The organism is Streptomyces chilikensis, from assembly GCF_001642695.1.
In the GTDB taxonomy this organism is placed as follows: domain Bacteria; phylum Actinomycetota; class Actinomycetes; order Streptomycetales; family Streptomycetaceae; genus Streptomyces; species Streptomyces chilikensis.
In genome coordinates, this window is the sequence record NZ_LWCC02000005.1 from 1,165,140 (window position 1) to 1,189,502 (window position 24,363).

Here is a 24,363-nt window from a genome sequence, read left to right on the forward strand (position 1 = left end):
CCGCGGCCGGCGACGGAAGCGGTCCGCCGCCGGCCGCGGGGGCCGGGTTCCGCCGGCCGGGGCCCGGCCGGCGGGCGGCCTCATCCCGGGAACAGGTCCTCGGGGCGCGTGCCGGCGGGCACCGGGTCGGGGAGCGGGAAGCCGCTGTCCACCCGGCGGCCGTCGCCGGTCTCCGTCGCGGCGAGGAGCGCCTCCATCACGTCGAGGACGTGGTAGGCGAGTTCGGCGCTCGCCCGGTGCGGCGTCCCCGCCGCGAGGGCCCGGGCCATGTCCACGACGCCGATGCCCCGGGCCCCGTTCGCGTAACCGCCCAGCACCGGCGCCGTGTGCCAGGCCGGGTCCCCGGCGCGGCGGACGCGGACGTCGCCGGTGAAGCTGTTGGGGTCGGGCACCGACAGGGTGCCGTCCGTGCCGTACACCTCGATCCTGGGCAGCGTGCTGTCCCACACGTCGAAGCTCATCATGAGGGTGGACAGCGCCCCGCTCCCGTGTTCCAGCACTCCGCTCACGTGGGTCGCCACCTCCACGGGGAACGTCGTCCCCGCGCGCGGGCCGTCGCCGATCGTGCGGGTACGGCGGGGAGCGGAGGCCAGGCCGGTGACGCGTCGCACCGGCCCGAGCATCAGCACCAACGCGGTCAGGTAGTACGGGCCCATGTCCAGCAGTGGCCCGCCTCCCGGCCGGTAGTAGAACTCCGGGTCGGGGTGCCAGCGTTCGTGCCCCGGCGTGGTCATGAAGGCGGTCGCCGCGACGGGGGCGCCGATCTCGCCCCGCTCCACGCACGCCCGCGCGGTCTGGATGCCGGTGCCCAGGACGGTGTCCGGCGCGCAGCCCACCCGCACCCCGGCGTCCGCCGCGGCGGTGAGGACCGAGCGGGCGTCCGCGGTGGACAGGGCGAGCGGCTTCTCCCCGTACAGGTGCTTGCCCGCCGCGATCGCGGCCCGGGAGACCTCCGGGCGGGCCCCGGGAGTGGTGAGGTCGAGGACGAGGTCCACCTCGTCGGAGGCGTAGAGCTCCGGCAGGTCCGCCGCGCGCCCCCCCGGGAACCGCGCGGCGGCGGCCCTGGCCTGCTCGGCACGGCGCGTCGCCACCAGCACGGGGCGCACGCCGGGTGCCCGGGACAGCGTCCGCAGATATTCGCCGCTGATGTTGCCGGCGCCCACCACACCGATCCGCAACGGGCCGGTCATGTCGTGTCCTCCTGTGAGAGATCGTCCGGCAGGGAGCGTACCGGCGGAGCGGCCGGCCGGCCCGCCCCGCTCACGTGGCCGCCGCACCGGTGAGGACGGGAAAGACCGCCGGCATCCGGTCGGAGGGGACGGCGAGCGGCACGTCCTCCATGACGCCGCGGCCCTCCGACAGCCGCAGGCTGACGTCGAGCACGTGGAGGCAGAAGTCGGCGCTCAGGAAAGGCTGTTCCCCCTTGAGGAGCGCCGAGGCCATGTCGGCCACCCCCGCGCCGACCGTGAGGTCGTGGGTGTCGGCGTAGCGGTAGCGGGCGGGCGGCGCGACGAACGGCAGCCGCTCGGGCTCGGCGAGGTACGCGTTGGTCTTGCCGCTCGTCCTGACGTGCCGTCGCAGCATGACCGGGGCCGAGGCCTGCCACACGTCGCCCACCGACAGCACGCCCCGGTCGCCGATGACGGTGAGGGACAGGTCGGCCGGCGCCACCCAGCCGATGCTGAGCCTGCACACGGCGCCGCCGGCGAACTCCAGGAAGCCCAGGCAGACGTCCGGGGCGAGTTCGCCCTGCTCCGGCCACTCACCGCCCAGTTGCAGGGAGGTGTGCGCCGCCATGCGGACCACCGGGCCCAGCATGGCCACCAGCCAGCTGAGCTGGTAGCCCGCGTGCTCCATGACACAGCCGTTGGCGACCTCGTCCCGGTACGGCCACGGCACCCCCCGCCGGCTCCGCCACTGCGTGTAGGGCATGAAGGCCAGGGCGCCCATGTCGAGGGAGGCGTGCACCAGGCGCGGCCTGCCGATCCGCCCGTCGCCGACGGCCCGCAGCAGCGTCCGCGCGGACCGGCTGAACACGGTCGACGGGGCGCTCGACAGCAGCAGTCCGCGCTCCCGGGCCAGTTCGACGAGTTCCGTGGCCTCGGGCAGCGTCGAGGCCAGCGGCTTCTCCGAGTAGACGTGCTTGCCGGCCAGCAGCGCCGCCCTGGTCACGCGGTAGTGCTGCGACACGGGCGTCAGGTTGACCACCACGGCGAGGTCCGGATCGTCCAGCACCTCGTCGAAGTCGTCGAACACCCGCCCGCCGTACTCCCCGACGAAGGTCGCCGCGCGTTCGCGCACCACGTCGAACGCGCCCCTGACCTCGACATGGGGGTAGTTGGGCATGGTGGCGCCGTAGAAGTCCGCGGCGTAGCCGCAGCCGACGAAGACCACTCCGACCGTGTCGCCGGACGTCTCCGGCGCGCGGCCGGCCTGTTCGCTGTCGTGCGTCATGTGCCCTCCGAGGGTTCGTCGGTCGGCGTCGCCGGCGTTCAGCACTCCCCGTCCCGCAGCAGTCCCGCGGCGAAGCGTCCCGCCCTCGCCGCGAGCGCCATGACGGTGAGGGTGGGGTTCTGCCAGCCGCCGGACGGGAAGCAGGAGCCGTCGGCGACGAAGACGTTCGGCGCGTCCCAGCAGCGGTTGTGGGGGTCCAGGACGGAGTCGGCCGGGGAGGCGCCCATCCGGGCGGTCCCCAGCTCGTGGACGTTGCCGCCCGGCGCGGTGAGTGCTTCGGCGACGGTGAGGTCCTTCAGGCCGGCGACCGAGGCCGCCCGTTCGATCTCCTGCCGCATCAGGTCGTACAGCCGCTCCTCGTGCGGTCCGTACCCGCACTCGATGACGGGAACCGGAACGCCCCACCGGTCCCGCCGGTCACCGAGCCGCACGCGGTTGCGCCGGTGGGGCAGCATCTCGCCCTGCGCGTCGATGCCGCCCAGCGCCGCGCCGCCGGCGACGCGCCGCTGGAGGGACACCCACAGGGCGAAGGGGCGGACGCCCTCGCTCCACGGCTGGGGCGGGGGCACGAGCAGACCGCACTGGCGCCCGGTCCACGGCTGCGCGGCTTCCGGCGGACAGCCCTGGAGGACGCCCGAGGAGGTGAGCAGCGGATGGTCCATCAGGCCGCGCCCCAGCCAGCCGCTGCTGTTGCCGAGCCCCCGCGGGTGGCGCGGGCTCCGCGAGTGCAGCATCAGCCGGGCGGTCTCGATGGTGCCGCCGCACAGGAAGACGACGCGGGCGCGGACACGGTGCCGCACTCCGGTGCCGACGTCCACGTACTCGACGCCGGTCGCCCGGCCGTTCACCGGGTCGACGGTCACCGAGGTGACCCGGGCGTGGGGGCGCAGCGTCAGCCGTCCCGTGCGTCCGGCCGCGCCGAGGGCGGTGGCCTGCACCGAGAAGCCCGGCCAGCCGCCGTCGCCCGCGTCGGCCGCCACGTAACGCACCGGTACGGCCCGGGTGCCCGGCCGCCGGTACGAGCGCCGGAAGTCCGACTCGGCGGGGGTGAGCACCGGCGGATCACCCCGGAAGCGCCCGTGGGGCAGCTGCGGGAGGTCCTCCGCGGTGCCCCGCAGGGCGAGGAGTTCCTCGACGCGGTCGTAGGCGTCGGCGAGCTCCCGGTACGCGATCGGCCAGGCGGGCGAGGAGCCGTCGACGTCGGCGGCCTCCGTCTCGAACGGCGACAGGCGCAGCGCCGACCCGCCCCAGACGAGCGAGCGGCCGCCGACCTGCATGCCGCGGATCCACCGGTAGGGCATCCCGGGCGGCGTCTCGTAGGCGTGCTCCAGGTCGTCGACGAAGAGGTGCGGGCCCCGCGGCCGGAAGTGGAAGTGGCTGCTCTGGACCGGCTGCCGGGGCCAGGACCCCTCCCCGGCCCCCGCCGGCGCGGCGTAGGCGGCGGCGCGGTCCGGGATCTCCTCGGCCCTGCGCGGGGGGCCCGCCTCGAGGACCAGGGTGCCGACCCCGGCCTCCGTCAGCTCCTTCGCGGCCCAGGAGCCGGCGAACCCGGAGCCGACGACGACGGCGTCGTACCCCGGACCCGCTTCGGCATCGATGTCGTTCACCTGCTGCTCCCGTCGGTACGCGTCGGTGATCAGGCGGTCAGGTGGTCAGGTGGCCGGGCGGCCGGCGCGCCGCCCGGGGTCACGCGGGATCGCCCGGGCGTGAGGAGAGCCACCGGATCGGGCCGGCGATACCCGTGTGGTGCGGCGTCGCGAGTCCGTCGTGGAAGAGCGACGCGGGGATCACGCGGAAGTCGAAGCTGACCCGGGTCCGTTGCGAGGCGTTGCGCCGGTTGCCGTGCTTGAGGTTCGCGCTGTCGAAGGCGAGCATCTGGCCGTAGCGCATGGGGTGCGCCCGGAAGTCCTCGGCGCCCTCGCTCGACTCGATCCACAGGCTGTTCTCCGCCGTGATGTCCGTCAGCGGCACCCAGAACGTGATCTCGCAGTCGTTGTGGCCGCCGCTGCGGTCACGGTGGTAGCTGCCGACCCCGTGCCGCCCGGGCAGCTGGATGCGCCAGTTCGGCACGTGCTGGTAGCGGACGTCCTCCCCGACCAGTCCGGTGATCACCGTCCGGACGAACTCCCGGTACAGCAGGGAGATCGTCTCGATGCCGTAGAGCTTCTGGTGCATCGCGGAGGCCTGGTCGCCGAAGCCGGGCTTCTCGTCGCCCTCGGGGGCGTGGACGTGGTGCCAGTGGGCGAGGTCCGGCACGCCGGTGGCCGCGCGCGTCGCGCCCGCGAAATCGAACCGCTGCGTGTCGTACGGGACGATCAGCTTGTTCAGCATGCGTCTTCTCCGTGGTCACTGGCGCCGTGGCCGGCGGGAGCAATCGTGAAGCGGGGCTCGAAACCGATGAGGTGGCTCAGCTGCAGGTCGACGCCGCCGATGTTGCTGAAGTCCTCGCCGTGGAAGAGGCTCTTGCGGACGAACGAGGCCGTCTTGCGCCGGTGGCGGGAGCGGGCCGTCAGCACGGCCAGCGTGGCCAGGTACCCCGGCGTGCCCCTGCGGTGCAGGGCGGTGAAGGACCGGCGCAGCCCGGTGATCATCTCGTCCGCGGCCGCCCGGTCGCGCGGGACGTCCAGGTCGCGCATCCGGAGCCGCTCGAGGAAGGCCCGCTGGACGGCGGTCGGTTCCAGGCCGGCGGCCTCCTGGACCTCTCCGTGGACGAGTGCCAGCAGGAGGTCGTCGTGATCGGCGTAGTACTGGTGCCCCTTGCCGGCGGGCGGCACCGCCCCGGCGACGAGCAGGTCGGCGGCGTGGGTGACGTCGACGTCGCCCAGCCGGGCCGCGAGGTGGGTGGTGAAGCCGGTGTCCTCGCGCAGGACGGTGGGCAGCAGCGACTCCGACGGCAGCAGCTCGGAGGCGGCCGCGTGGGTGGAGGCCATGACCGGTGTCCCGATGAACGAGGCCTCCACCAGCACCCGTCCGAACGTCTCCAGGGAGGAGGTGCTGGGGAAGAACAGCACGTCCATCTCCCGGTAGTCCTGCCACAGCCGGGCCCGGTCGACCGGCGGGCGCCACGAGTAGCCCGGGACGGGAGGTCCGTCCGGGGCCCGCCGTCCGCGCCGCGGGTCCTCGCCGATCGCCACCGTCTCGAACGCCCCGGGGGCGCGCCGGGCGAGCTCGCGCTGGAGGCCGACCGCCTGCGCGTGGTTCTTGTCGTCGGTGAGCCGTCCGACGAAGCCGATGCGGGTGGGGCCGCTGCTCCCCGAACCGGTCCAGGACCCGGCCAGCTCGGCGGGGAACCAGCGCAGGAGCGGATAGCAGACGGCCTGCCGGGAGGACCTCAGCCCCGGGAACAGCATGCTGTACAGCGCCAGCGAGTACCGCGACGAGTGGTACAGGACGTCGTCGGGGCGCAGGTAGGGAGCCGAGAGCGCCTCCTGCTGGAGGTAGCCGTTCCACAACGCGGTGCGCGCGTCGCGGACGATCCTGAAGTCGAGGCCGAGCCGCTCGCGCAGATGGAAGTACAGGTAGGCGTGCGGGCCCACCGTCGCGACCACGACGTCGCAGCCCGTCAGCGCCTCCCTCGCCGCCTCGTCACTGCGGAAGAGCTCGACGACGTCGTGCGGCCTGGCCCGCACCCGCGCGCTCTCGCCGAGCAGCCGGCCGACCTCCGCGTAGGCGAAGTTCGCGCCGTCCTTGCCGGGATGGCCGGCGTAGCTGCGGAAGCGGTGGAAGCCGGTGACCGGTCCCCGTGGCATGTGAGTACCGCCTTTCCCTGCTGTCGGTCCCGGTCCTGGTCAGACTTCGCCGGCCGCGGCCGTGGCCGCGGCCAGGTCGCCGAGCGCGTCGTCGGGGCGGGGCCGGGAACGCAGGGCGTCCGCGCGCTCGCGCAGGAGGGCGATCCGGGCCGCGTCCCACTCCTCGGCGCCCAGCGCCGCCAGCAGGATGTCCGCGAGCTCGCGGACGTCGTCCTCGTCGAACCCGCGCGAGGTGATCGTCGGCGTGCCGAGACGCAGCCCGCTGGCCACGAACGGGGGCCGCGGATCCCCGGGCAGCATGTTCCGGTTCGACAGGATCCCCAGGTCCTCCAGCCGGCCCTCGGCCTCACGGCCGGTCAGCGCGGTGCGGGTGAGGTCCACGACCAGCAGGTGGGTGTCGGTGCCGCCGGTCACCAGGTCGAGGCCGCCGTCGAGCAACAGGCGGGCCAGGAGCCGCGCGTTGCCCACGACGCGTTCCTGGTAGGCGCGGAAACCGGGGGTCGAGGCGTCCTGGAGGGTGGCCGCGAGGGAGACGAGGCCGGCCATCCCGACGGAGGACTGGAGACCGGGGAAGATCGCCGGGTCGATCCGGGCCCGCAGCGACGCGGGGCAGAGGACGATCCCGCCGCGCGTGCCGCGCAGCGTCTTCTCCACCGACGTGGTCACCACGGTCCCCGGGTAGGCGCACGGGTTGTCGTGGAGCCCGGCCGCCACCAGCCCGGCGATGTGGGAGATGTCCGCGACGAGGGTCGCCTCCACCTCCTGGGCGATCTTGCTGAGCAGCGCGAAGTCGACGGCCCGGGGGTAGGCGGAGTATCCGGCGACGATGACGCGCGGGCGCTCCCGCTCGGCGATGGCCCGGATGTCGTCGTAGGGCAGGAGGCCGGTCCGGGGATCGACCGGGTAGGGGACGACCCGGTAGAGCTCGGAGACGATGTGCTTGGGATGGCCGTGCGAGAGGTGCCCGCCGGAGGAGACGGCCAGGGAGAGCAGGGTGTCGCCGGGCCGCATCAGGGCGCGGTAGACGGCGAGGTTCGCCAGCGATCCGGAGGCGGGCTGCACGTTGGCGTGTTCGGCGCCGAACACCTCGCGCGCCCGGCGCGCCGCCATCTTCTCGACCTCGTCGAAGAGCGAGGTGCCGGCGTAGGGCTTGCGTCCGACGTGCCCCTCGGCGGACCGGAACTGGGCGACGCCCCAGGTGCGGTTGTCGCGCGCCGCCGGGATCGGGGCGTTGGACGCGGCGATCAGGTCGATGGATTCCAGATAATGCCGATCCTCGCGGTGCAGTAATCGCGCGAGTTCCAGATCAAGCATCACGTCACCTCAAGGATCACGGAGTTCGGTGGAAGGTCGGCGTGCGGGCCGCCGCGCCGGGGAGCCGGCGACGCGGGGCGAAGGGTCCGGGCCCGCACGGTGTGCGCCCGCCCCGCGCGGAGAACGAGCAGCGCGGGGACGGATCGGTCTCGGAATGGCCGAGCAATTCATCCAGAACGTTGACCAATACAACAGATGATCATGAACGTGTCAATGATCTGGACTTAATTCGGAGGGAGTTCGGAGGGTCTTCCCGGCAACCCCGCGAGGACGGCGCGCGCCACCCGGTCGCCGTGCCGGAAGGTGGCGGCGTCCGTGCCGGGGATGGCGAACGCCCGGGCGCCGCGCAGCGAGGTGTTCCAGCCCAGCGCGTAGCGCGCGGGATGCGCCCTGCCGTCGGCGCCGAGCAGGCGCCCCCGCTCGTCGACGGCGATCCTCCCGGTCGCCGCCCGGTACCCGGTGGCGGGATCGCTCAGGACCTCCTCCGACACCGCCCCGGCGGCGTGCAGGGACGCCAGGAGCGGATCGGCGGTGCCGGTGACCGTCGGACCGGGCACCCGGGCGTCGACCAGGACCGTGGCCGCGTACTCGCCGGGGAAGTTCGCGCCGCCGGCGCGGTACAGACCCGCCGGCTCGTCGAACCGCACGCCCGTCATCGGGCCGAGGGGCCGGACCACGCCCGCGCGGCACAGCGCCAGCAGTTCCTCCACGCGGAACGCGGGCGGACCGCTCGCGACCAGGTTGAACAGCGAGAGCCAGGTCCCGTCGAGCTCCTCGGCCTCGGAGCGGGGGTCCAGGCGCCCGCGCAGCCGCGGGAGGCGGTCGAAGAGGAGCAGCAGCGCGCCGTAGACCGCCGTGTCGGCGGACCGGGCCGGATCGGCGCAGCGCCTCAGCTCCCGCTCCAGCAGGCCGGCGAAGTGCGCGCGGAAGGCCTCCGCGGACGGGAGGACGGCGTGACGCAGCGGCGCGCGGAGGTCGTCCAGGTCGAACCGGTGGGCCGGGTCGGGGACGGCCTTCCCGGCGAGCCCGTCCAGCTCCTGGAGGGTGGCCGCGGCGTGGCGCTCCTCGAACTCCTCCCACGGCATGGCCGTGCACTGCGGGCGGGCCGCGAACAGTTCGCGGTAGTACGCGTGGCTGAGGTCCTTGACGACGACCGGCCAGAGGTCGTGACGGAAGTCGACGGACCCGTCGTGCGCGAGCAGCCGTTCGGCCGCCCGCGGGAAGTAACGCAGCTCCCGCGGGAGCCCCAGGACCGGTTCGTGGGTCGGCTTGCACCGGTACGGCAGGCCCCGCCGGGAACCGACGAGCAGCCGCGGTTCGCGTCCCGAGGGGACGTACCGCAGGCCGCCCCCGCCGTCGCGGGTGTACCGGCCGCCCCGGCCCTGCGTGAGGAGGGCCATCAGGTCGAAGAAGGCCAGCCCCATGCCCCGCACCAGCACGTCGGCGCCCGGTGGCACGGCCGACAGGTCGGCGTCGGCGACGAAGCCGGGTGGCAGATAGGTCAGTTTGTGGCGGGCCGCGAACGCGGCGGCGGCCGCCTCCTCGCCGCGCGGTCTCGCGTCCAGGTGGCCGAGGGCGAGGACGACCGCGTGCGCGTCGAGCGGGGAACCGTCCTCCAGGTGCACGCGCTGTCTGCCGTCCGGTGCGCCGGTGAGGGCCACGGCGCGCCCGCCGCGGACGCTCACGCGCACTCCGGGCGGCGCCTGGCGCGTCACCTCGCGGAGGAACCAGGACAGGTAGGCGCCCTGTAATCGCCTGGTCGCGAAGGAGTCCGGCCCCGTTTCGCGCACATCGGGCCCGAGGCGCGGATCGACGGGGGGCAGGGTTCCCGCGGCCGTGTCCGCCGCCCAGGAGGCCAGCGACGGACCCGGCCGCGGAGGGCCGTCGCAGCGTACGGACGCGCCGGGGAAGAGGGTGACGTCCTTGGCGAACGAGTTCATGCGCATCAGCGGCGACTGTCCGGCGCGCCAGACCCTTCCGGGTCCGGCGGGGTGCGGGTCCACCAGCACGACTTCCACCGGCAGGCCCGGCGCGACGAGCGGGGCGTTGGCCAGTAATCGCTCGGCCACCCCCACGCCCGTCGGGCCCGCGCCGATGACCGCGACCCTCGCGGTCGCCGCGGCGCGGGACGTGGCGGAAGACCCGGGCGGGTCGGAGGTCAGAGGCATGGCGGTCATTAATCCACGCCCTTGCCGAAATGCGCAATGGAGCGTCGGCGAGATGCCCGCGGGGCCGAACGCCTGCCGGCCGGCCGAAGCGGAGGGGCCGTTCCGGCCTCGGCCGAGGCGCTGGCGGGCCGCGACGAAGATCATCAACTCGCCTGACATTGCCGGTAGTTGCCTGGCGGGAGCTCTTTCGGGTGTTGCCGGGTGACGAGGGCTTGGCAAGCGCGCCCGACAGTGCTTAGGTTTGGTCCACATCATTGACGAATTGATTGGAGCGGGCATGACCCGTCTGCAGCCCACCCCCGAGGACAAGTTCTGCTTCGGCCTGTGGACCGTCGGCTGGCGGGAGCGGGACCCGTTCGGGGACGCCACCCGCGCGCCCCTGGACCCGGTGCGCACGGTCCACAAGCTGGCCGAGCTCGGGGCCTGGGGTGTGACCTTCCACGACGACGACCTGCTCGCCGTCGAGTCCAACCGGGACGCCGCGGTCGCGGCCTTCCGCAAGGCGCTGGACGAGACCGGCCTGGTGGTTCCCACGGCCACGACGGACCTGTTCAAGGACCCGGTGTTCAAGGACGGCGCCTTCACCTCCAACGACCGCGAGGTGCGCCGCCACGCGATCCGCAAGGTGATGCGGAACCTGGACCTGGCCGCCGAACTCGGCGCCACCACCTACGTGTTCTGGGGCGGCCGGGAGGGCGCGGAGAGCGACGCCGCCAAGGACGTGCGCGTGGCGCTCGACCGCTTCCGCGAGGCGATCGACTTCCTCGCCGGGTACGTCAAGGAGCAGAACTACGGCCTGCGCTTCGCCCTGGAGCCCAAGCCGAACGAGCCGCGCGGCGACATCCTGCTCCCGACCATCGGCCACGCCCTCGGCTTCATCGCCACCCTGGAGCACGGCGAGATGGTCGGGCTCAACCCGGAGGTCGGGCACGAGCAGATGGCGGGGCTCAACTTCGTCCACGGCATCGCCCAGGCGCTGTGGCAGGACAAGCTCTTCCACATCGACCTCAACGGCCAGCACGGTTCCCGCTACGACCAGGACCTGGTCTTCGGCCACGGCGACACCAAGAGCGCGTTCTTCCTCGTGGACCTGCTGGAGAGCAGCGGCTGGGACGGCCCGCGGCACTTCGACTACAAGCCCGGACGCACCGAGGACGCCGACGACGTGTGGGTCTCCGCCGAGGCGAACATGCGCACCTACCTGATCCTCAAGGAGCGCGCCGCGGCCTTCCGCGCCGACCCCGAGGTCCAGGAGGCCATGGAGGCCAGCGGCATCCACGAACTCGCGCAGCCCACCATCGCCCCGGGCGAGAGCTACGAGTCGCTGCGCGGGGAGGAGGCCGACCTCGAGGCCCTCCGCGCCCGCGGCTTCCACTACTCCCGCCTCAACCAGCTCGCGCTCGAGCACATGCTCGGCCGGCGCTGACGTCCGGCCGAGACCGAGGGCTCCCGGGTCCGAGAGGGGATGTCATGAGTGGGACGGCACAGACGTCCGGAGCCTCCCTCCGCGACGATCGGCCCGGGGCCCCGCCGGTGCCCAAGGGCGCCTGGGCGGTTCTCTTCACGGTGCTCGGCGCGTCGATGATGGACATGCTGGACGCCACGGCGATGAACGTCGCCGCGCCGGCCATCAAGCTCGATCTCGGCGCGTCCGACGCGCAGTTCCAGTGGATCAACATCGGCTACCTGCTGTCGTTCTCGGTGCTGCTGCTCGCCGGCGGCCGCCTCGGCGACATCCTCGGCCGCCGCAGGACGTTCCTGATCGGCCTCACCGGCTTCGCGGTCCTGTCGGCGGTGTGCGCGGCGGCCCAGGACCCCGAGGCGCTGATCGTCGCGCGCCTGCTGCAGGGCGCCGCGGCGGCGCTGATGATCCCGCAGTGCGTCAGCATGATCCGCGAGGCCTTCGGCCAGGAGCACAGCCAGAAGGCGTTCGCCGTCTTCTCGCCCTTCATCAGCCTCTCGTCGGCGCTCGGCCCGATCCTCGGCGGCGTGCTGATCACGTACGCGTCGTGGCGCTGGGTGTTCCTCATCAACCTGCCGGCCTGCGCGATCGCGTTCTTCTTCGCCGTCCGCGTGCTGCCCGCGCACCACCACCTCGACGACCGGCCGAAGCTCGACGTCGTCGGCATGGTCCTCTGCTCCGTCGCCGTCGGCCTGTTCGTCTACCCGGTCATCCAGGGACGCGAGCACCGGTGGGCCTGGTGGACGTTCGCCATGATGATCTCCTCGGCGGCGGTCCTGGCGGTCTTCGCGCTGCACGCCCGGGCCCGGCGCGGGAGGTCGCTCGACTCCTTCATCGACACCGGCCTGTTCCGCAAACGCGCCTTCACCGGCGGCACGCTGACGGTCTTCCTGTTCTTCGGCGCCTGCTCGGGAGCCTTCATCGTCAGCCCCCTGCTGCTGCAGCTGTACATCGGCTGGTCCCCGCTGCGCGTCGGGCTGACCGGTTCGTGGTGGTCCCTGGGCACCATCCTCGCCATGTGCGCCGGGCCGGCCCTCGCGCGGCGGATGCCGCCACGCCGGGTGCTGCAGGCCGGCGTGCTGACCCAGGCGGCCGGCATGGTCCTCGCCGCGCTGACCGTCGCCGTGTACGCGAGGGACACCACCCACCCGGGCCCCGACGGTCCGCTGCTCGACACCGGCCTCACCAGCTTCAACCTGGCGCCGGCGCTGATCATCTCCGGAATCGGCACCGGCCTGTTCTTCGTGCCGTTCCTGGCCCTCGTCCTGGCCGCCGTCGACGACCGCGAACTCGGGCTGGCCAACGGGGCGATCAACGCCCTCCAGCAGCTGGGCGGCGCGGTGGCCACGGCGGTGTTCTCGACGGTGATCTTCCACCAGGTCGCGCAGGGCGGGTCGCCGTACGCGGCGAGCTCGCTCGCCTACGGACTCTGCGCCTGCCTGCTGGTGGTGACCTGGGCGGCGTCCTTCACGCTCGGGAAGAGCACCACGCACCGTGACTGACCGGACATCCTGAAGGGGACGGACGATGACGACACACGCCGCGGTCAACCTGTGGACCGTCCGCGACCACCTGGCGGCCGACCGGGACGGCACGCTGCGCCGCCTGGCCGGCCTCGGCTACGACGCCGTGGAACCCTTCGAGGCCACCGACGACCCGGCCGGTCTCCGCCGCGTCGCGGACGACCTGGGGCTCACCGTCTGCAGCGCCCACTCGCACCGGCTCCTCGGCCCCGACCCGGACGCGGTCTTCGAGTCGGTGGCCGTCCTGGGAACCGGCCTGGTGATCGTGCCGTACGGCCTCATGGAGGACGCCTTCGCCGGCCGCGACGCCCTGCGGCGCACCGCCGCCACGCTCAACTCCCTCGCCGAAGGGGCGGCCCGGTACGGCCTCGCGCTCGGCTACCACAACTACTGGTGGGAGTTCGAGTCCGAGATCGACGGCCGGCACGCCGCGGAGGTCCTCGCCGACCTCCTCGCCCCCGAGGTCTTCCTCGAGATCGACACCTACTGGGCCGCCCTCGGCGGCGCCGACGTACCCGGCGTCGTCACCCGGCTCGGCGACCGGGTGCGGGCCCTGCACCTGAAGGACGGGCCGATCGCCAAGGGCGCCGCGCACACCGCCCTCGGCCGCGGCGACATGCCGACGGCGCGGATCCTCGCCGCGGCGCCGGCCGGGGCCCTGCGCATCGTCGAACTCCAGACCTGCGACGGGGACGTCTTCGAGGCGCTCGCGGACAGCCGCGCGTTCCTGGACTCCCCGGCCGACCCGTCCTGAGGACCTGCCGGCCGCGGTCACGCCCCGCCGCGCCGGTCCTCGTCCGCCCCACCGCCCCGCACCGCAGCCGGACACGGCGAAAGGATGAGATCCCATGCCCGAACCGCTCGAGGACGCCTCGGCACCCCCGTCGGCCGACCAGCCCTGGCGCGACCCGTCGTTACCCGTGGCCGACCGGGTGGCCGACCTGCTGGGCCGCATGACCCTCGAGGAGAAGGTCGGGCAGCTCGGCGCGTACTGGGTGGCGCCGCTGCGCCCCGGTGAGCCCGTGCTCGCGGTGCCGGAGGGCGCCACCGACCCGCTGCCTCCGCCGCTGGACGAGGCGGCGGCCGCCGGTCTGGGACAGCTCACCAGGGTCTACGGCACCGAGCCGGTGACCCCCGCGCAGGGACTCGAGCGGCTGCGCCTGCTGCAGAACACGGTGATCGGGGCGAACCGCTTCCGGATCCCCGCGCTCGTGCACGAGGAATGCCTCACCGGCCTGCTGTCGTGGACCTCCACCGTCTTCCCCACCCCGCTCGCCTGGGGAGCGGCGTTCGACCCCGAACTGGTCGAGGAGATGGCCGCGGCCATCGGGGGAGTCCTGCGCCGGATCGGCGCGCAGGTGGGGCTGGCGCCCATCCTCGACGTGACGCGGGACTACCGCTGGGGCCGTACGGAGGAGACGATCGGGGACGACCCCTACCTCGTCGGGATCATCGGCTCCGCCTACGTCCGCGGCCTGGAGGGTTCCGGGATCGTCGCCACCCTCAAGCACTTCGCCGGGCACTCCGCCGCCGCCGCGGGACGGAACATGGCGCCCGTCACCTGCGGGCCCCGCGAGTTCGCCGACGTCGTCCTCGAGCCGTTCGTCGCCGGTGTGCGCCTCGGCGGGGCGCGGTCCGTGATGGTCTCCCAGAACGACGTCGACGGCGTCCCGTCCACCGGGGACCGGCGCCTGCTCACCGACGTGCTCCGCGGTGAGATGGGCTTCACCGGCGTCGTCCAGGCCGACTACTTCGGGATCTGGCACCTCAAGCACATCCACGGCGTGGCCGGCTCGCGCGAGGAGGCCGCCGCCCTGGCGCTGCGGGCCGGCGTCGACATGGAACTGCCCACCATCCACTGCTACGGGCCCCCGCTGGTCGAGACGGTCCGGCAGGGACGGGTCGCCGAGGAACTGGTGGACCGGGCGGCGTCCCGGGTCCTCACGCTGAAGTGCGAACTCGGCATGCTGGACGAGGCGTGGAAGGACGAGTTCGCCGCCCTGCCGGCCCTGGAGCCCGAGGACCTGGACCCGCCCGAGCACCGGGCACTGGCCCGCCGGCTCGCCGAGGAGTCGGTGGTGCTGCTGGCCAACGACGGCACGCTGCCCCTGCGCGCGGGCTCCCTGGCGCTGGCCGGCCCGCTCGCGCGGGAACCGCTGGCCATGCTGGGCTGCTACGCGTTCGCCAACCACAACTCCCTGGACTTCCTCGAGGAGATGTCGGCGCGCGCCGGGATGGAGCCGGGAGTGCACGTCCCGTCCCTCGGTGACGCCCTGGCCGCCGAACTGCCGGACGCGAAGATCCAGGTGACCTCGACGAGCGACCTCGGCGTGACGCGGGACGCGGACATCGCCGCCGCCGTGGCCGCGGCCCGCGAGGCCGACGTGTGCGTGCTGACACTCGGCGACCGCGCCGGCCTCTTCGGCGTCGGGGGGCGCACCTCCGGCGAGGGGTGCGACGCGGAGACCGTCGCCCTGCCCGGCCGGCAGGCCGAACTCGCCGCGGCCGTGCTGGACACCGGAACGCCCACGGTGCTCCTGCTGGTCTCAGGCCGCCCCTACGCCCTGGGCGGCCTCGCCGAACGGGCCGCGGCCGTGGTCCAGGCGTTCTTCCCCGGCGAGGAAGGGGCCGGGGCCGTCGCGGGGATCCTGTCCGGCCGGGTGGAGCCCTCGGGACGGCTGCCGGTGAGTATGCCGCGCCACGCGGGCGGCCACGCGGGGACCTACCTGCACGCCGCGACGGCCGGCCCGTCCATGGTCAGCACGTCCGACCCCACGCCCCTGTACCCGTTCGGGCACGGCCTGACCTGGACCACCTTCGGCTACGCGGACCTCACGACGGACTGCGGCACCATCGCGACCGACGGCACCGTGCGGATCGGCGTCACCGTGCGCAACGAGGGGGAGCGGGCCGGGACCGAGGTGGTCCAGCTCTACCTCTCCGACCCGGTCGCCTCGGTCGTGCGCCCCGTCCGCGCGCTCGCCGGATGGGCCAGGGTGCGGCTCGCACCGGGCCGGGCGGCCCGCGTGGAGTTCACCGTCCACGCCGACCGGGTCTCCTTCACCGGGCCGGACCTCCGGCGCGTCGTGGAACCCGGAGTGATCCACGCCGAGGTCGGGCCGTCCAGCGCCGACCTGCCGCTGCGCGCGTCGTTCAGGCTCGACGGCCCGGAGCGGGTACTGGGAGCCGACCGGGTCCTCACCGTGCCGGTGAGCGTCCGGATGCTGTGACGGCGCCGCGGCCGGCGGCCGGGGCGGGGCGACGCCGACGCCGCGCACCGGCCGCCCCGGCGGCGCCTCCCGAAGACCACGATCCGCTCGACGAGCAGGAGGGACGCATTCCCATGGGACCGCACGACGCTCCCCGCGCCGGCGGGACCGGCGCCGTCCGCTGGGGCATCCTCTCGACCGGCGGCATGGCCGCCGCCTTCGCGGAGGCGCTGCGACTGCTGCCCGACGCCGAACTGGTCGCGGTCGGGTCGCGCTCGCAGGCGTCGGCACGGCGGTTCGCCGAGCGGTACGGCGTCCCCCGGGCGTACGGCACCTGGGCCGGACTCGCCGCCGACCCGGACGTCGACGTCGTCCACGTGGCGACCCCGCACCCGGCGCACCACGCCGCGGCCGGTCTCTGCCTGGAGGCGGGCAAGCACGTCCTGTGCGAGAAGCCCTTCACCGTCAGCGCCGCCGAGGCCGCGGACCTGGTCCGGCTCGCCCGCGAGCGCGGCCTGTTCCTGATGGAGGCCATGTGGACGCACTGCCTGCCGACCGTCCGCCGGATCGCCGCACTGGTCCGCGACGGCGCGATCGGCGACGTGCGGTGCCTCCAGGCCGACCTGGGGTTCGTCGCACCGGCCGATCCCGCGCACCGGCTGCGCGACCCGGCGGCGGGCGGGGGCGCCCTGCTCGACGTGGGCGTCTACCCGGTCTCGCTCGCCCACCTGCTCCTCGGCCCTCCCGGCCACGTCGCGGCCTGGGCCGCGCTCACCCCCGAGGGCGTGGACGGGACCACCGGCGTGGTCCTCGGCCACGACGGCGGGGCCGTCTCCACGCTGACCTGCTCGATCGTCGCGGACACCCCGGGGACGGTTTCGATCACCGGCGCCACGGGGCGCATCGACCTCCCCGACGGCCTGTTCTCCGCCACGGGCTTCACCCTCCACCGCCGCGGCGGGGAGCCGGAGGAGTTCCGCTTCCCCGCGTCCCCGGGACCCGGCTACCACCACGAAGCCGCCGAGGTCATGCGCTGCCTGCGCGCCGGGGAGACCGAGTCGCCGCTCGTCCCGCTGGAGGGCACCCTGGCCGTGATGGCCACCCTCGACACGATCCGCGAGCGGATCGGGGTCCGCCACCCGGGCGAGGCGGTGCCGGACGGGGCGGTGCCGGACGGGGCGTGAGCGGTACGCGCGACCCGGTCCGCCGGGCCGTCCCACGAGCCGGAGCCGTCCTCGGCGGAACCCCCGCGCCGGGTCCGGTGGCGTGGCAGTCTGTTCCGGTCCGGGACAGCGTCCGGCGCAGCACGGGAGACGGAGGAGAGATCATCGTGGAAAGCCTGAGAATCGCCGTGGCCGGGGCGACGGGGAACATCGGGACCCTCACCGCCGCCGCCCTGGAGGAGGCCGGACACCGGGTGGTGCGCATCAGCCGCTCACTCGGCGTGGACCTGACCACGGGAGACGGCGTCGAGGCCGCCCTGGCCGGGGCCGACGCCGTGGTGGACGCCACCAACTGCACGGCGACCGACCGGGACGAGGCGGTGGCGTACTTCGGCACCACGACCCGCACCCTGCTCGCCGCCGGGGAACGGGCGGGCGTCCGCCATCACGTGCTGCTCTCGATCGCCTGCCTGGACCGCGTGGAGGGCAACGCCCATTACGCCGGCAAGCGCGAGCAGGAGCGCCTCGTGAGCGAGGGCCCGGTGCCGTGGACGATCGTCCCGGCCACCCAGTTCCACGACTTCGCCGCGATGGTCACGGGCTGGACCGAGCAGGACGGCACCGCCACGGTCGCGCCGCTGCTCCTCCAGCCGGTCGCGCCGGAGGACGTGGCGCGCGTCCTCGCCGAGATCGCCACGGGCGCGCCCCAGGGGCGGTACCGCGACGTCGCCGGTCCCGAGCCGCAGGACCTGGTGGACATGGCCCGGCGCACCAACGAGGCGCGCGGCCGCAAGGTCAGGCTGGTGCCGACGTGGTCGGGGCTGTTCGGCCCGGAGATGGCGGGCGAGGTCATGCTGCCGGGTGCGGACGCCCGCATCGAGCCGACCACCTTCGACGACTGGCTCGCCGGGCAGCGCTGACGCCGCTCCGCGCCCACGGCCGCCCCGCCCCGCCCGAGCCGCGTGACGGGGCGGCCGCCGGTGCCCGCGGGGCCGGACGCGGATGCCGGCGCCGCACAGGAACGCCGATCCGGACGGCGGTTCCCGGGAGGGACCGCCGTGGACGCGCGCTGCCTTCCGCGGCGCGATCATGAATTGACCTTTCCTGACGTCCCCGGCGGATGAGACCGGAGGCGGGGGAGGGGGAGCCGTCGTGGAATTCGGTGCGGTGATCCCGGCACACGGTGATCCCGGCGCACGGCGGTCACGACCGGTGGAATCGGCCGCCGCCGAAACATTTCCGACCGCTTTCCGTTCCCCCGGAAGTCGTTGCCGGGATACCTGGAGGAAGGAGTTCCGAAACAATTTCGAAACTATTGACATGATCCTGCGGGATTTCCCATGCTGAGTTCCGAGGCGATGTCGCTCGTCGCCCCGGTGCCGGGAGCTGGACGCCGGCCCTTGATCGTCACGCCCTGCTGGTGAACGTCCTCGATCGACGGACGCGGGTGTCGTCGGCGCGGACCCATTCCGCCGCGCTTCAGCCCTTCCGCAATTCCGACCCGGAGGCTCAGTCATGCATTTAACGGCCCTTCTCCCACGCGCCGTCCGCCGGAAGGCCGGCGTTCTGTGTCTGGCACTGATCGTCGGCCTTCTCAGCTCGCTCGTCTCACTGGTGACCCCGCAGCCCGCGCACGCCGCCGAGAGCACGCTCGGCGCCGCCGCGAAGCAGAGCGGCCGTTACTTCGGTGTCGCCATCGCCTCGGGCAGGCTGGGCGACTCGACGTACACGTCGATCGCGAACCGTGAGTTCAACTCGGTGACGGCCGAGAACGAGATGAAGATCGACGCGACCGAGCCGCAGCGGGGCCAGTTCAACTTCACCTCCGCCGACCGCGTCTACAACTGGGCGGTGCAGAACGGCAAGGAGGTGCGCGGTCACACCCTGGCATGGCACTCCCAGCAGCCGAGCTGGATGCAGAACCTCAGCGGCAGCGCGCTGCGCCAGGCGATGATCGACCACATCAACGGCGTGATGGCCCACTACAAGGGCAAGATCGCCCAGTGGGACGTCGTGAACGAGGCCTTTGCCGACGGCAGTTCCGGAGCCCGGCGCGACTCCAACCTGCAGCGCACCGGCAACGACTGGATCGAGGTGGCCTTCCGCACCGCGCGTGCCGCCGACCCGTCCGCCAAGCTCTGCTACAACGACTACAACGTCGAGAACTGGACCTGGGCCAAGACCCAGGCCATGTACAACATGGTCAAGGACTTCAAGCAGCGCGGCGTGCCGATCGACTGCGTCGGCTTCCAGTCGCACTTCAACAGCGGCAGCCCTTACAACAGCAACTTCCGCACCACGCTGCAGAACTTCGCGGCCCTCGGCGTCGACGTGGCCGTCACCGAGCTCGACATCCAGGGCGCCTCGCCCACGACCTACGCCGCCGTGGTGAACGACTGCCTGGCCGTCCCGCGCTGCCTCGGCATCACCGTCTGGGGCGTGCGCGACAGCGACTCCTGGCGATCGGGTGACACCCCGCTGCTGTTCAACAACGACGGCAGCAAGAAGGCCGCCTACACCGCCGTCCTCAACGCCCTCAACGGCGGCTCCACCACGCCCCCGCCCACGGGCGACGGACAGCTGATCAAGGGCGTCGGTTCGGGCCGCTGCGTGGACGTGCCCAACGCCGCCACCACCGACGGCACCCAGGTCCACCTGTGGGACTGCAACGGCCGGACCAACCAGCAGTGGGCCCTCACCGACGCCGGTGAGCTCAGGGTCTACGGCAACAAGTGCCTGGACGCGGCCGGCACCGGCAACGGCGCCAAGGTCCAGATCTACAGCTGCTGGGGCGGCAACAACCAGAAGTGGCGCCTGAACTCCGACGGAACCATCACCGGCGTCCAGTCCGGCCTCTGCCTCGACGCCGTCGGCGCCGGTACCGCCAACGGCACCCTGATCCAGCTCTACTCCTGCTCGGGCGGCAGCAACCAGCGCTGGACCCGCGCCTGACCCACCGGCGCACGAAGGTGCCGCCGGACCTCCTCGAACCCGCGTCGTCGCGGTGCGGGGAGGCTCCGGCGGCACCTTCGTGCCGGCGCGGTTCCCGCCCCGTGCGGCATCCCCGTCAGGTCCGCGGCGTCCCCTGTGCGGCCGGGACGTCCTCGGCGCACGCGAGCGCCTCGACCTCGACGCGCAGTGCGGGCGTGGCCAGCGCGGCCACCGTCATGACGGTCATGCAGGGGCGCAGGCCGCCCAGCCACTCGCCCAGCCGCTCGCGCCGACGCCGGACGTCGACCTCGCCGGCGAAGTAGAACGTCAGCTTGACCAGGTCCTCCCGGCGCATTCCGGCCGCATCGAGGTTGGCCGTGACGTTGTCCAGCGCGATGCCGAGCTGCTCGACCGGGTCCTCGGGGAGCTCGCCGGCGGGGGTCATGCCGATCTGGCCGGAGACCACGAGCCAGCGGACCGGGCCGGTGATCTCGGCCTGGTGCGAGTACGAGGCGAGCGGAGCCGCGATTCCCGGGGGGTTTCGGAAGGTGTTCACGGAGGTTCTTCGTTCCTTGTCGGACGGACGGACGGACGGACGGGCACGGCGTGCGCCGAACCCGTCCACACACTTCTCGATCCGGCCGGTGGTGTCGAGGCCGGGCCGCCGGGAAACCCCGCGATCCGCGCCGGGCGGTCGTGGCCGCCGGGTGCGGCACGTCCCGGAGGGTCCCCGCGAACGCCGCCGCACCCCTCCGGGTTCCGCGTCACCGCGGGTCGGAGGGGTGCGGCGGCACCTGCGCGTCAGATGCCGAGGAAGGGACCGGGGAGTGCGGCGGGGGCCGGCCTCGTTCCCGCGCGGCGACGGGCGGCTCGCCCCGGCCCGAGCGGGGAGCACGTCCGCCGGCCTGCCCGGACGTGCCGGTTCAAGGGGCCTGCCAGCTGTGGGGGGCGTGGAATCCGTCGGGGCGCCAGGCGGTGGTCGATACCGGACGGTCGGGTCCGGCCTCGGAAGCGGTCCTGGGGGCCCGGGTGAGGAAGAGGACCGTGAGGGCCGCGAGTTCCTCAGGGGTCACCGCGCCCTTCTCGATGCGTATGCAGGCCGTGGACAGGGTGGTCATGGGGGACTCTCCGTCTCACTGAGGGGGGTTGCCGTGTTTGCGGGCGGGTCGGTCGACGTGCTTGGTCCGCAGCATCGCCAGTGAGCTGATCAGCACCTCGCGGGTCCGGGCGGGGTCGATGACGTCGTCCACCAGACCGCGTTCGGCCGCGTAGTACGGATGCATCAGCTCCGCCTTGTACGCCTTGACCAGTTCCTCGCGTTCGGCCTCGGGGTCCTCCGCCTCGGCGATCCGGCGCCGGAAGATCACGTTGGCCGCGCCCTCCGCGCCCATCACCGCGATCTCGTTCGTGGGCCACGCGTAGGTGAGATCGGCGCCGATGGACTGGCTGTCCATGACGATGTACGCGCCGCCGTACGCCTTGCGGAGGATCAGCGAGATGCGCGGCACGGTGGCGTCGCAGTACGCGTACAGCAGCTTGGCTCCGTGCCGGATGATGCCGCCGTGCTCCTGGTCGACGCCCGGCAGGAACCCGGGGACGTCGAGCAGCGTCACGAGCGGGATGCTGAAGGCGTCGCACAGCTGCACGAACCGCGCCGCCTTCTCGCTCGCCTCGATGTCCAGGACACCGGCGAGGACCCGGGGCTGGTTGGCGACGACGCCCACCACCTGTCCGCCGAGCCTGGTCAGCGCGCAGATGATGTTGGGGGCCCAGCGTTCGTGGACCTCCAGGTACTCCCCGTCGTCGACGATCTCCTCGATCACCTGCCGCATGTCGTACGGGCGGTTGCCGTCCACCGGGACCAGGTCGACGAGGGCGTCGCAGCTCCGGTCCGGCGGGTCCTCGACCGGCGACGCGGGCGGTGTCTCCCGGTTGTTGGCCGGCAGCAGGGAGAGCAGGTAGCGCACCTCCTCCAGGCAGGTCTCCTCGTCGTCGTAGGCGAAGTGGCACACGCCGCTGGTCTCGGCGTGCACGTCCGCGCCCCCGAGGCCGTTCTGGGTGATCTCCTCACCCGTCACCGCCTTGACCACGTCCGGCCCCGTGATGAACATCTGCGAGGTCTCCCGGACCATGAACACGAAGTCCGTCAGGGCGGGCGAGTACGCCGCGCCGCCGGCGCACGGGCCGAGCATCACGCTGATCTGGGGGATGACCCCGGACGCCTTGGTGTTGCGGCGGAAGATCCCGCCGTAGCCGGCCAGGGCCGTGACGCCTTCCTGGATCCGGGCGCCCGCGCCGTCGTTGAGCGAGACGAGCGGGGCGCCCGCCGAGATGGCCATGTCCATGATCTTGTGGATCTTGGAGGCGTGGGCCTCGCCGAGCGCCCCGCCGAAGATGCGGAAGTCGTGCGCGTAGACGAAGACGGGGCGGCCCATCACGGAGCCCCAGCCGGTGACGACTCCGTCGGTGTACGGCCGCTTGGCCTCCAGGCCGAAGCCGGTCGCCCGGTGCCGGCGCAGGGGCTCCACCTCGTGGAACGAGCCCTCGTCGAGGAGCAGGCCGATCCGTTCCCGGGCGGTGAGCTTGCCCTTGGCCTTCTGCGCGGCGGTGGCCTTCTCGCTCGGGCCCGCGTGCACCCGCTTCCGGATCTCGGCCAGCTCCGCGACGTGGAACCGCATGTCTCCCCCTACCAATGGTCGGCTGCCCCGGCGGCGTCGTCCGGTGGCGAGGCGGTCGAAGAGTCGTGACGGTGGTTCAGCTGCCGAGCTTGCGCAGGCCGCTGATCTGCAGAACGGCGAAGCCTCCGACGACGGCCGCCTGCATCAGGATCCAGACGGTGCCCACCGTGTCCGGGCCGAACCAGCCGAACACGGCGGTGGCCACGCTCGCGACCGCCCACAGCAGGTTGGCCTCGATGACCACCTTGGTGGGGCCGGCCGCGGGCACCTCGCGGGTGGCCAGGACGGCCACGAGGATGCCGTACACGGTGAGGAACGCGCCGATGCCGCGCAGCAGCCCGGTGTCCAGACCGAGCAGGTCGCCGACGGGGCCGGCGGCGAGCAGGTAGATGAGGCCGTTTCCGGCGGTCACGGCGGCGTCGAGCCCGAGGAACATGCGCAGAGGGCGCGCGGCCGCCGCTCGCCCCGTGGTGGCCGCGGGGTGGACAGAGGTCTGACTCGTGGTCATGGGGGTCTCCAAACGTCTGGGGGGACTGCTCATGTACGTTTCCGTCGTCCCCGGGGATCCTCGCAACACCGGCTGACCCGGCGCTGACGGCGGGCTTACCCGGCCGGGGCGGACGGGGAGCGGACTCACGCCGGCTGGAGCACGACCGGCGCCGGGGAGTTCCACGTGAGGGCGGGGTCGTGGGAGAGGATCGCGTTCTCCACACGGCGGAGCGAGGGCGAGGGCTCGATGCCGAGCTCGTCCGAGAGGTGCTGCCACATCCGGCGGTAGACGTTCAGCGCGTCGGCCTGGCGGCCCGATCGGTACAGGGCGATCATCAGCTGCTCGCAGAAGCGTTCCCGCAGGGGGTGGTTGGTGTGGGCGTCGTGCAGCTCGGCGAGCACGGCCGCGTGGTTGCGGAGGCTCAGCTCGGCGTCGAAGCGGAGTTCCATGGCCCGCATGCGGTGCTCCTCGTAGCGGCCGCAGGCCAGCTGGCACAGGGTGCCGCCGGTGAAGTCGCCGAAGACGGGGCCGCGCCACATCGCCAGGGCGTCCGCGAGCAGACGGGCGGTGGTGGCCGGATCGCTGGCGGCGGCGACCTCCGCCTGCCGGACGGTCTTGATGAACTCGACGGCGTCCAGCTCGCCCTCGCCGACGGTGAGCCGGTAGCCGGAGGGGTGGATGGTGACCCGGGAGTTGACCCGGTCGGGTTCCAGGCTCCTCAGCTTCCGGCGCAGGCGGCTGATGTGGGCCTGCAGGGCGTTCGCCTGGTTGTCCGGGACCGAATCACCCCACATCTCCTCGATCAGGCTCTCGCCGGAGATGGACTGCCCCTCGTTCACGAGAAGCGTCTGGATGAGGGTCCGCTGGAGGTCACCGGAGATCTCGGCGGGACCTAACGCGGTACGGATCTGGAGGGCGCCGAGAATCGAGAAGCTCAGCATGACGTTTTCCCCCTTGGCGTTCGGGCGGCGAAGACGGCTGAACACGTGTGGGGGACCGTCGCGGCCGTCGAAGCCGCAGCCTGGGGCCGCGGAGACGGCGCGTGGCGACCTCCGGGGTCCACCGGACCGACCCTGGAGCTTCCTCCCACGTGCATCCTGGCACAGAATAATTCGTTTGAGAAGGTATTTTTCTGCGAGGGGTGTCGCCGGCGCGGAGGGAGGGGGTGTCGTGAGGGGGGTGTTGCGGTGGAGGCGGGCGCAGCCGGCCCGGAGGGGGAGAG

Annotated in this window: 19 protein-coding genes; 7 read left to right on the forward strand and 12 right to left on the reverse strand. The window is 73.2% G+C overall.

Annotated features, from left to right (window positions below):
• Nucleotides 1-80 precede the first annotated feature (80 nt).
• From A2U95_RS05240 to A2U95_RS05270, 7 genes are all read right to left on the reverse strand, one after another.
• On the reverse strand, nucleotides 81-1,190 hold the full coding sequence (locus A2U95_RS05240; protein WP_166021045.1) for a Gfo/Idh/MocA family protein: 1,110 nt from the start codon (nucleotides 1,188-1,190) through the stop codon (nucleotides 81-83).
• A gap of 70 nt (nucleotides 1,191-1,260) precedes the next feature.
• Entirely contained in the window at nucleotides 1,261-2,454 is a 1,194-nt protein-coding gene (locus A2U95_RS05245) for a Gfo/Idh/MocA family protein (RefSeq protein WP_166021046.1), read from the reverse strand.
• A 38-nt stretch (nucleotides 2,455-2,492) separates the two neighbouring features.
• Nucleotides 2,493-4,061 (reverse strand): GMC oxidoreductase, encoded by a 1,569-nt coding sequence (locus tag A2U95_RS05250; protein WP_166021047.1) that lies wholly within the window; start codon nucleotides 4,059-4,061, stop codon nucleotides 2,493-2,495.
• 79 nt (nucleotides 4,062-4,140) lie between these two features.
• Nucleotides 4,141-4,785, reverse strand: a complete 645-nt coding sequence (locus tag A2U95_RS05255; protein WP_166021048.1) for a phytanoyl-CoA dioxygenase family protein — start codon at nucleotides 4,783-4,785, stop codon at nucleotides 4,141-4,143.
• Complete coding sequence (locus A2U95_RS05260; RefSeq protein ID WP_166021049.1) at nucleotides 4,779-6,203, reverse strand: glycosyltransferase; 1,425 nt, start codon at nucleotides 6,201-6,203, stop codon at nucleotides 4,779-4,781. The genes A2U95_RS05255 and A2U95_RS05260 overlap by 7 nt, the downstream gene beginning before the upstream one ends.
• Nucleotides 6,204-6,242: 39 nt before the next feature.
• Entirely contained in the window at nucleotides 6,243-7,517 is a 1,275-nt protein-coding gene (locus A2U95_RS05265) for a serine hydroxymethyltransferase (protein ID WP_166021050.1), read from the reverse strand.
• A 224-nt stretch (nucleotides 7,518-7,741) separates the two neighbouring features.
• A complete protein-coding gene (locus tag A2U95_RS05270; protein ID WP_166021051.1) occupies nucleotides 7,742-9,694 on the reverse strand; it encodes an FAD/NAD(P)-binding protein in 1,953 nt (650 codons plus the stop codon).
• A 268-nt stretch (nucleotides 9,695-9,962) separates the two neighbouring features.
• On the opposite strand from A2U95_RS05270, the gene xylA reads away from it, so the two are divergent.
• From xylA to A2U95_RS05305, 7 genes are all read left to right on the forward strand, one after another.
• On the forward strand, nucleotides 9,963-11,111 hold the full coding sequence (xylA, locus tag A2U95_RS05275; RefSeq protein WP_166021052.1) for a xylose isomerase: 1,149 nt from the start codon (nucleotides 9,963-9,965) through the stop codon (nucleotides 11,109-11,111).
• 44 nt (nucleotides 11,112-11,155) lie between these two features.
• Nucleotides 11,156-12,649: an MFS transporter gene (locus tag A2U95_RS05280; RefSeq protein WP_166021053.1), complete on the forward strand. Its 1,494-nt coding sequence runs from the start codon at nucleotides 11,156-11,158 to the stop codon at nucleotides 12,647-12,649.
• 25 nt (nucleotides 12,650-12,674) lie between these two features.
• On the forward strand, nucleotides 12,675-13,424 hold the full coding sequence (locus tag A2U95_RS05285; RefSeq protein WP_166021054.1) for a sugar phosphate isomerase/epimerase family protein: 750 nt from the start codon (nucleotides 12,675-12,677) through the stop codon (nucleotides 13,422-13,424).
• A gap of 94 nt (nucleotides 13,425-13,518) precedes the next feature.
• The gene (locus A2U95_RS05290; protein ID WP_166021055.1) at nucleotides 13,519-15,900 is read left to right on the forward strand and encodes a glycoside hydrolase family 3 N-terminal domain-containing protein; all 2,382 of its coding nucleotides are present in this window, start codon (nucleotides 13,519-13,521) and stop codon (nucleotides 15,898-15,900) included.
• Between the two features lie 113 nt (nucleotides 15,901-16,013).
• On the forward strand, nucleotides 16,014-17,063 hold the full coding sequence (locus A2U95_RS05295) for a Gfo/Idh/MocA family protein (RefSeq protein WP_166021056.1): 1,050 nt from the start codon (nucleotides 16,014-16,016) through the stop codon (nucleotides 17,061-17,063).
• A 146-nt stretch (nucleotides 17,064-17,209) separates the two neighbouring features.
• The gene (locus A2U95_RS05300; RefSeq protein WP_240957206.1) at nucleotides 17,210-17,962 is read left to right on the forward strand and encodes an SDR family oxidoreductase; all 753 of its coding nucleotides are present in this window, start codon (nucleotides 17,210-17,212) and stop codon (nucleotides 17,960-17,962) included.
• 595 nt (nucleotides 17,963-18,557) lie between these two features.
• Nucleotides 18,558-19,994, forward strand: a complete 1,437-nt coding sequence (locus A2U95_RS05305; RefSeq protein WP_166021057.1) for an endo-1,4-beta-xylanase — start codon at nucleotides 18,558-18,560, stop codon at nucleotides 19,992-19,994.
• A 115-nt stretch (nucleotides 19,995-20,109) separates the two neighbouring features.
• On the opposite strand, the gene A2U95_RS05310 is transcribed toward A2U95_RS05305, so the two are convergent.
• The 5 genes from A2U95_RS05310 to A2U95_RS05330 form a co-directional block, all read right to left on the reverse strand.
• Nucleotides 20,110-20,529 (reverse strand): RidA family protein, encoded by a 420-nt coding sequence (locus A2U95_RS05310; RefSeq protein ID WP_166021058.1) that lies wholly within the window; start codon nucleotides 20,527-20,529, stop codon nucleotides 20,110-20,112.
• Between the two features lie 367 nt (nucleotides 20,530-20,896).
• Nucleotides 20,897-21,091, reverse strand: a complete 195-nt coding sequence (locus A2U95_RS05315) for an acyl-CoA carboxylase subunit epsilon (RefSeq protein WP_166021059.1) — start codon at nucleotides 21,089-21,091, stop codon at nucleotides 20,897-20,899.
• Between the two features lie 15 nt (nucleotides 21,092-21,106).
• Nucleotides 21,107-22,651 (reverse strand): acyl-CoA carboxylase subunit beta, encoded by a 1,545-nt coding sequence (locus A2U95_RS05320; RefSeq protein ID WP_166021060.1) that lies wholly within the window; start codon nucleotides 22,649-22,651, stop codon nucleotides 21,107-21,109.
• Between the two features lie 76 nt (nucleotides 22,652-22,727).
• Nucleotides 22,728-23,159 carry a hypothetical protein gene (locus tag A2U95_RS05325; RefSeq protein ID WP_206282820.1) on the reverse strand — a complete coding sequence of 144 codons (432 nt, stop codon included), beginning with the start codon at nucleotides 23,157-23,159 and terminating at the stop codon, nucleotides 22,728-22,730.
• Nucleotides 23,160-23,284: 125 nt separating this feature from the next.
• The gene (locus A2U95_RS05330) at nucleotides 23,285-24,082 is read right to left on the reverse strand and encodes an AfsR/SARP family transcriptional regulator (protein ID WP_166021061.1); all 798 of its coding nucleotides are present in this window, start codon (nucleotides 24,080-24,082) and stop codon (nucleotides 23,285-23,287) included.
• Between the last annotated feature and the right edge of the window lie 281 nt (nucleotides 24,083-24,363).

What these genes read in the sequence shown, in the direction of transcription:
- A2U95_RS05240 (WP_166021045.1), bottom strand. Translation starts at nt 1,190, where the DNA reads ATGACCGGCCCGTTGCGGATCGGTGTGGTGGGCGCCGGCAACATCAGC.
- A2U95_RS05245 (WP_166021046.1), bottom strand. Translation starts at nt 2,454, where the DNA reads ATGACGCACGACAGCGAACAGGCCGGCCGCGCGCCGGAGACGTCCGGC.
- A2U95_RS05255 (WP_166021048.1), bottom strand. Translation starts at nt 4,785, where the DNA reads ATGCTGAACAAGCTGATCGTCCCGTACGACACGCAGCGGTTCGATTTC.
- A2U95_RS05260 (WP_166021049.1), bottom strand. Translation starts at nt 6,203, where the DNA reads ATGCCACGGGGACCGGTCACCGGCTTCCACCGCTTCCGCAGCTACGCC.
- A2U95_RS05265 (WP_166021050.1), bottom strand. Translation starts at nt 7,517, where the DNA reads ATGCTTGATCTGGAACTCGCGCGATTACTGCACCGCGAGGATCGGCAT.
- A2U95_RS05270 (WP_166021051.1), bottom strand. Translation starts at nt 9,694, where the DNA reads ATGACCGCCATGCCTCTGACCTCCGACCCGCCCGGGTCTTCCGCCACG.
- xylA (WP_166021052.1), top strand. Translation starts at nt 9,963, where the DNA reads ATGACCCGTCTGCAGCCCACCCCCGAGGACAAGTTCTGCTTCGGCCTG.
- A2U95_RS05280 (WP_166021053.1), top strand. Translation starts at nt 11,156, where the DNA reads ATGAGTGGGACGGCACAGACGTCCGGAGCCTCCCTCCGCGACGATCGG.
- A2U95_RS05285 (WP_166021054.1), top strand. Translation starts at nt 12,675, where the DNA reads ATGACGACACACGCCGCGGTCAACCTGTGGACCGTCCGCGACCACCTG.
- A2U95_RS05290 (WP_166021055.1), top strand. Translation starts at nt 13,519, where the DNA reads ATGCCCGAACCGCTCGAGGACGCCTCGGCACCCCCGTCGGCCGACCAG.
- A2U95_RS05295 (WP_166021056.1), top strand. Translation starts at nt 16,014, where the DNA reads ATGGGACCGCACGACGCTCCCCGCGCCGGCGGGACCGGCGCCGTCCGC.
- A2U95_RS05305 (WP_166021057.1), top strand. Translation starts at nt 18,558, where the DNA reads ATGCATTTAACGGCCCTTCTCCCACGCGCCGTCCGCCGGAAGGCCGGC.
- A2U95_RS05315 (WP_166021059.1), bottom strand. Translation starts at nt 21,091, where the DNA reads ATGACCACCCTGTCCACGGCCTGCATACGCATCGAGAAGGGCGCGGTG.
- A2U95_RS05320 (WP_166021060.1), bottom strand. Translation starts at nt 22,651, where the DNA reads ATGCGGTTCCACGTCGCGGAGCTGGCCGAGATCCGGAAGCGGGTGCAC.
- A2U95_RS05325 (WP_206282820.1), bottom strand. Translation starts at nt 23,159, where the DNA reads ATGACCACGAGTCAGACCTCTGTCCACCCCGCGGCCACCACGGGGCGA.
- A2U95_RS05330 (WP_166021061.1), bottom strand. Translation starts at nt 24,082, where the DNA reads ATGCTGAGCTTCTCGATTCTCGGCGCCCTCCAGATCCGTACCGCGTTA.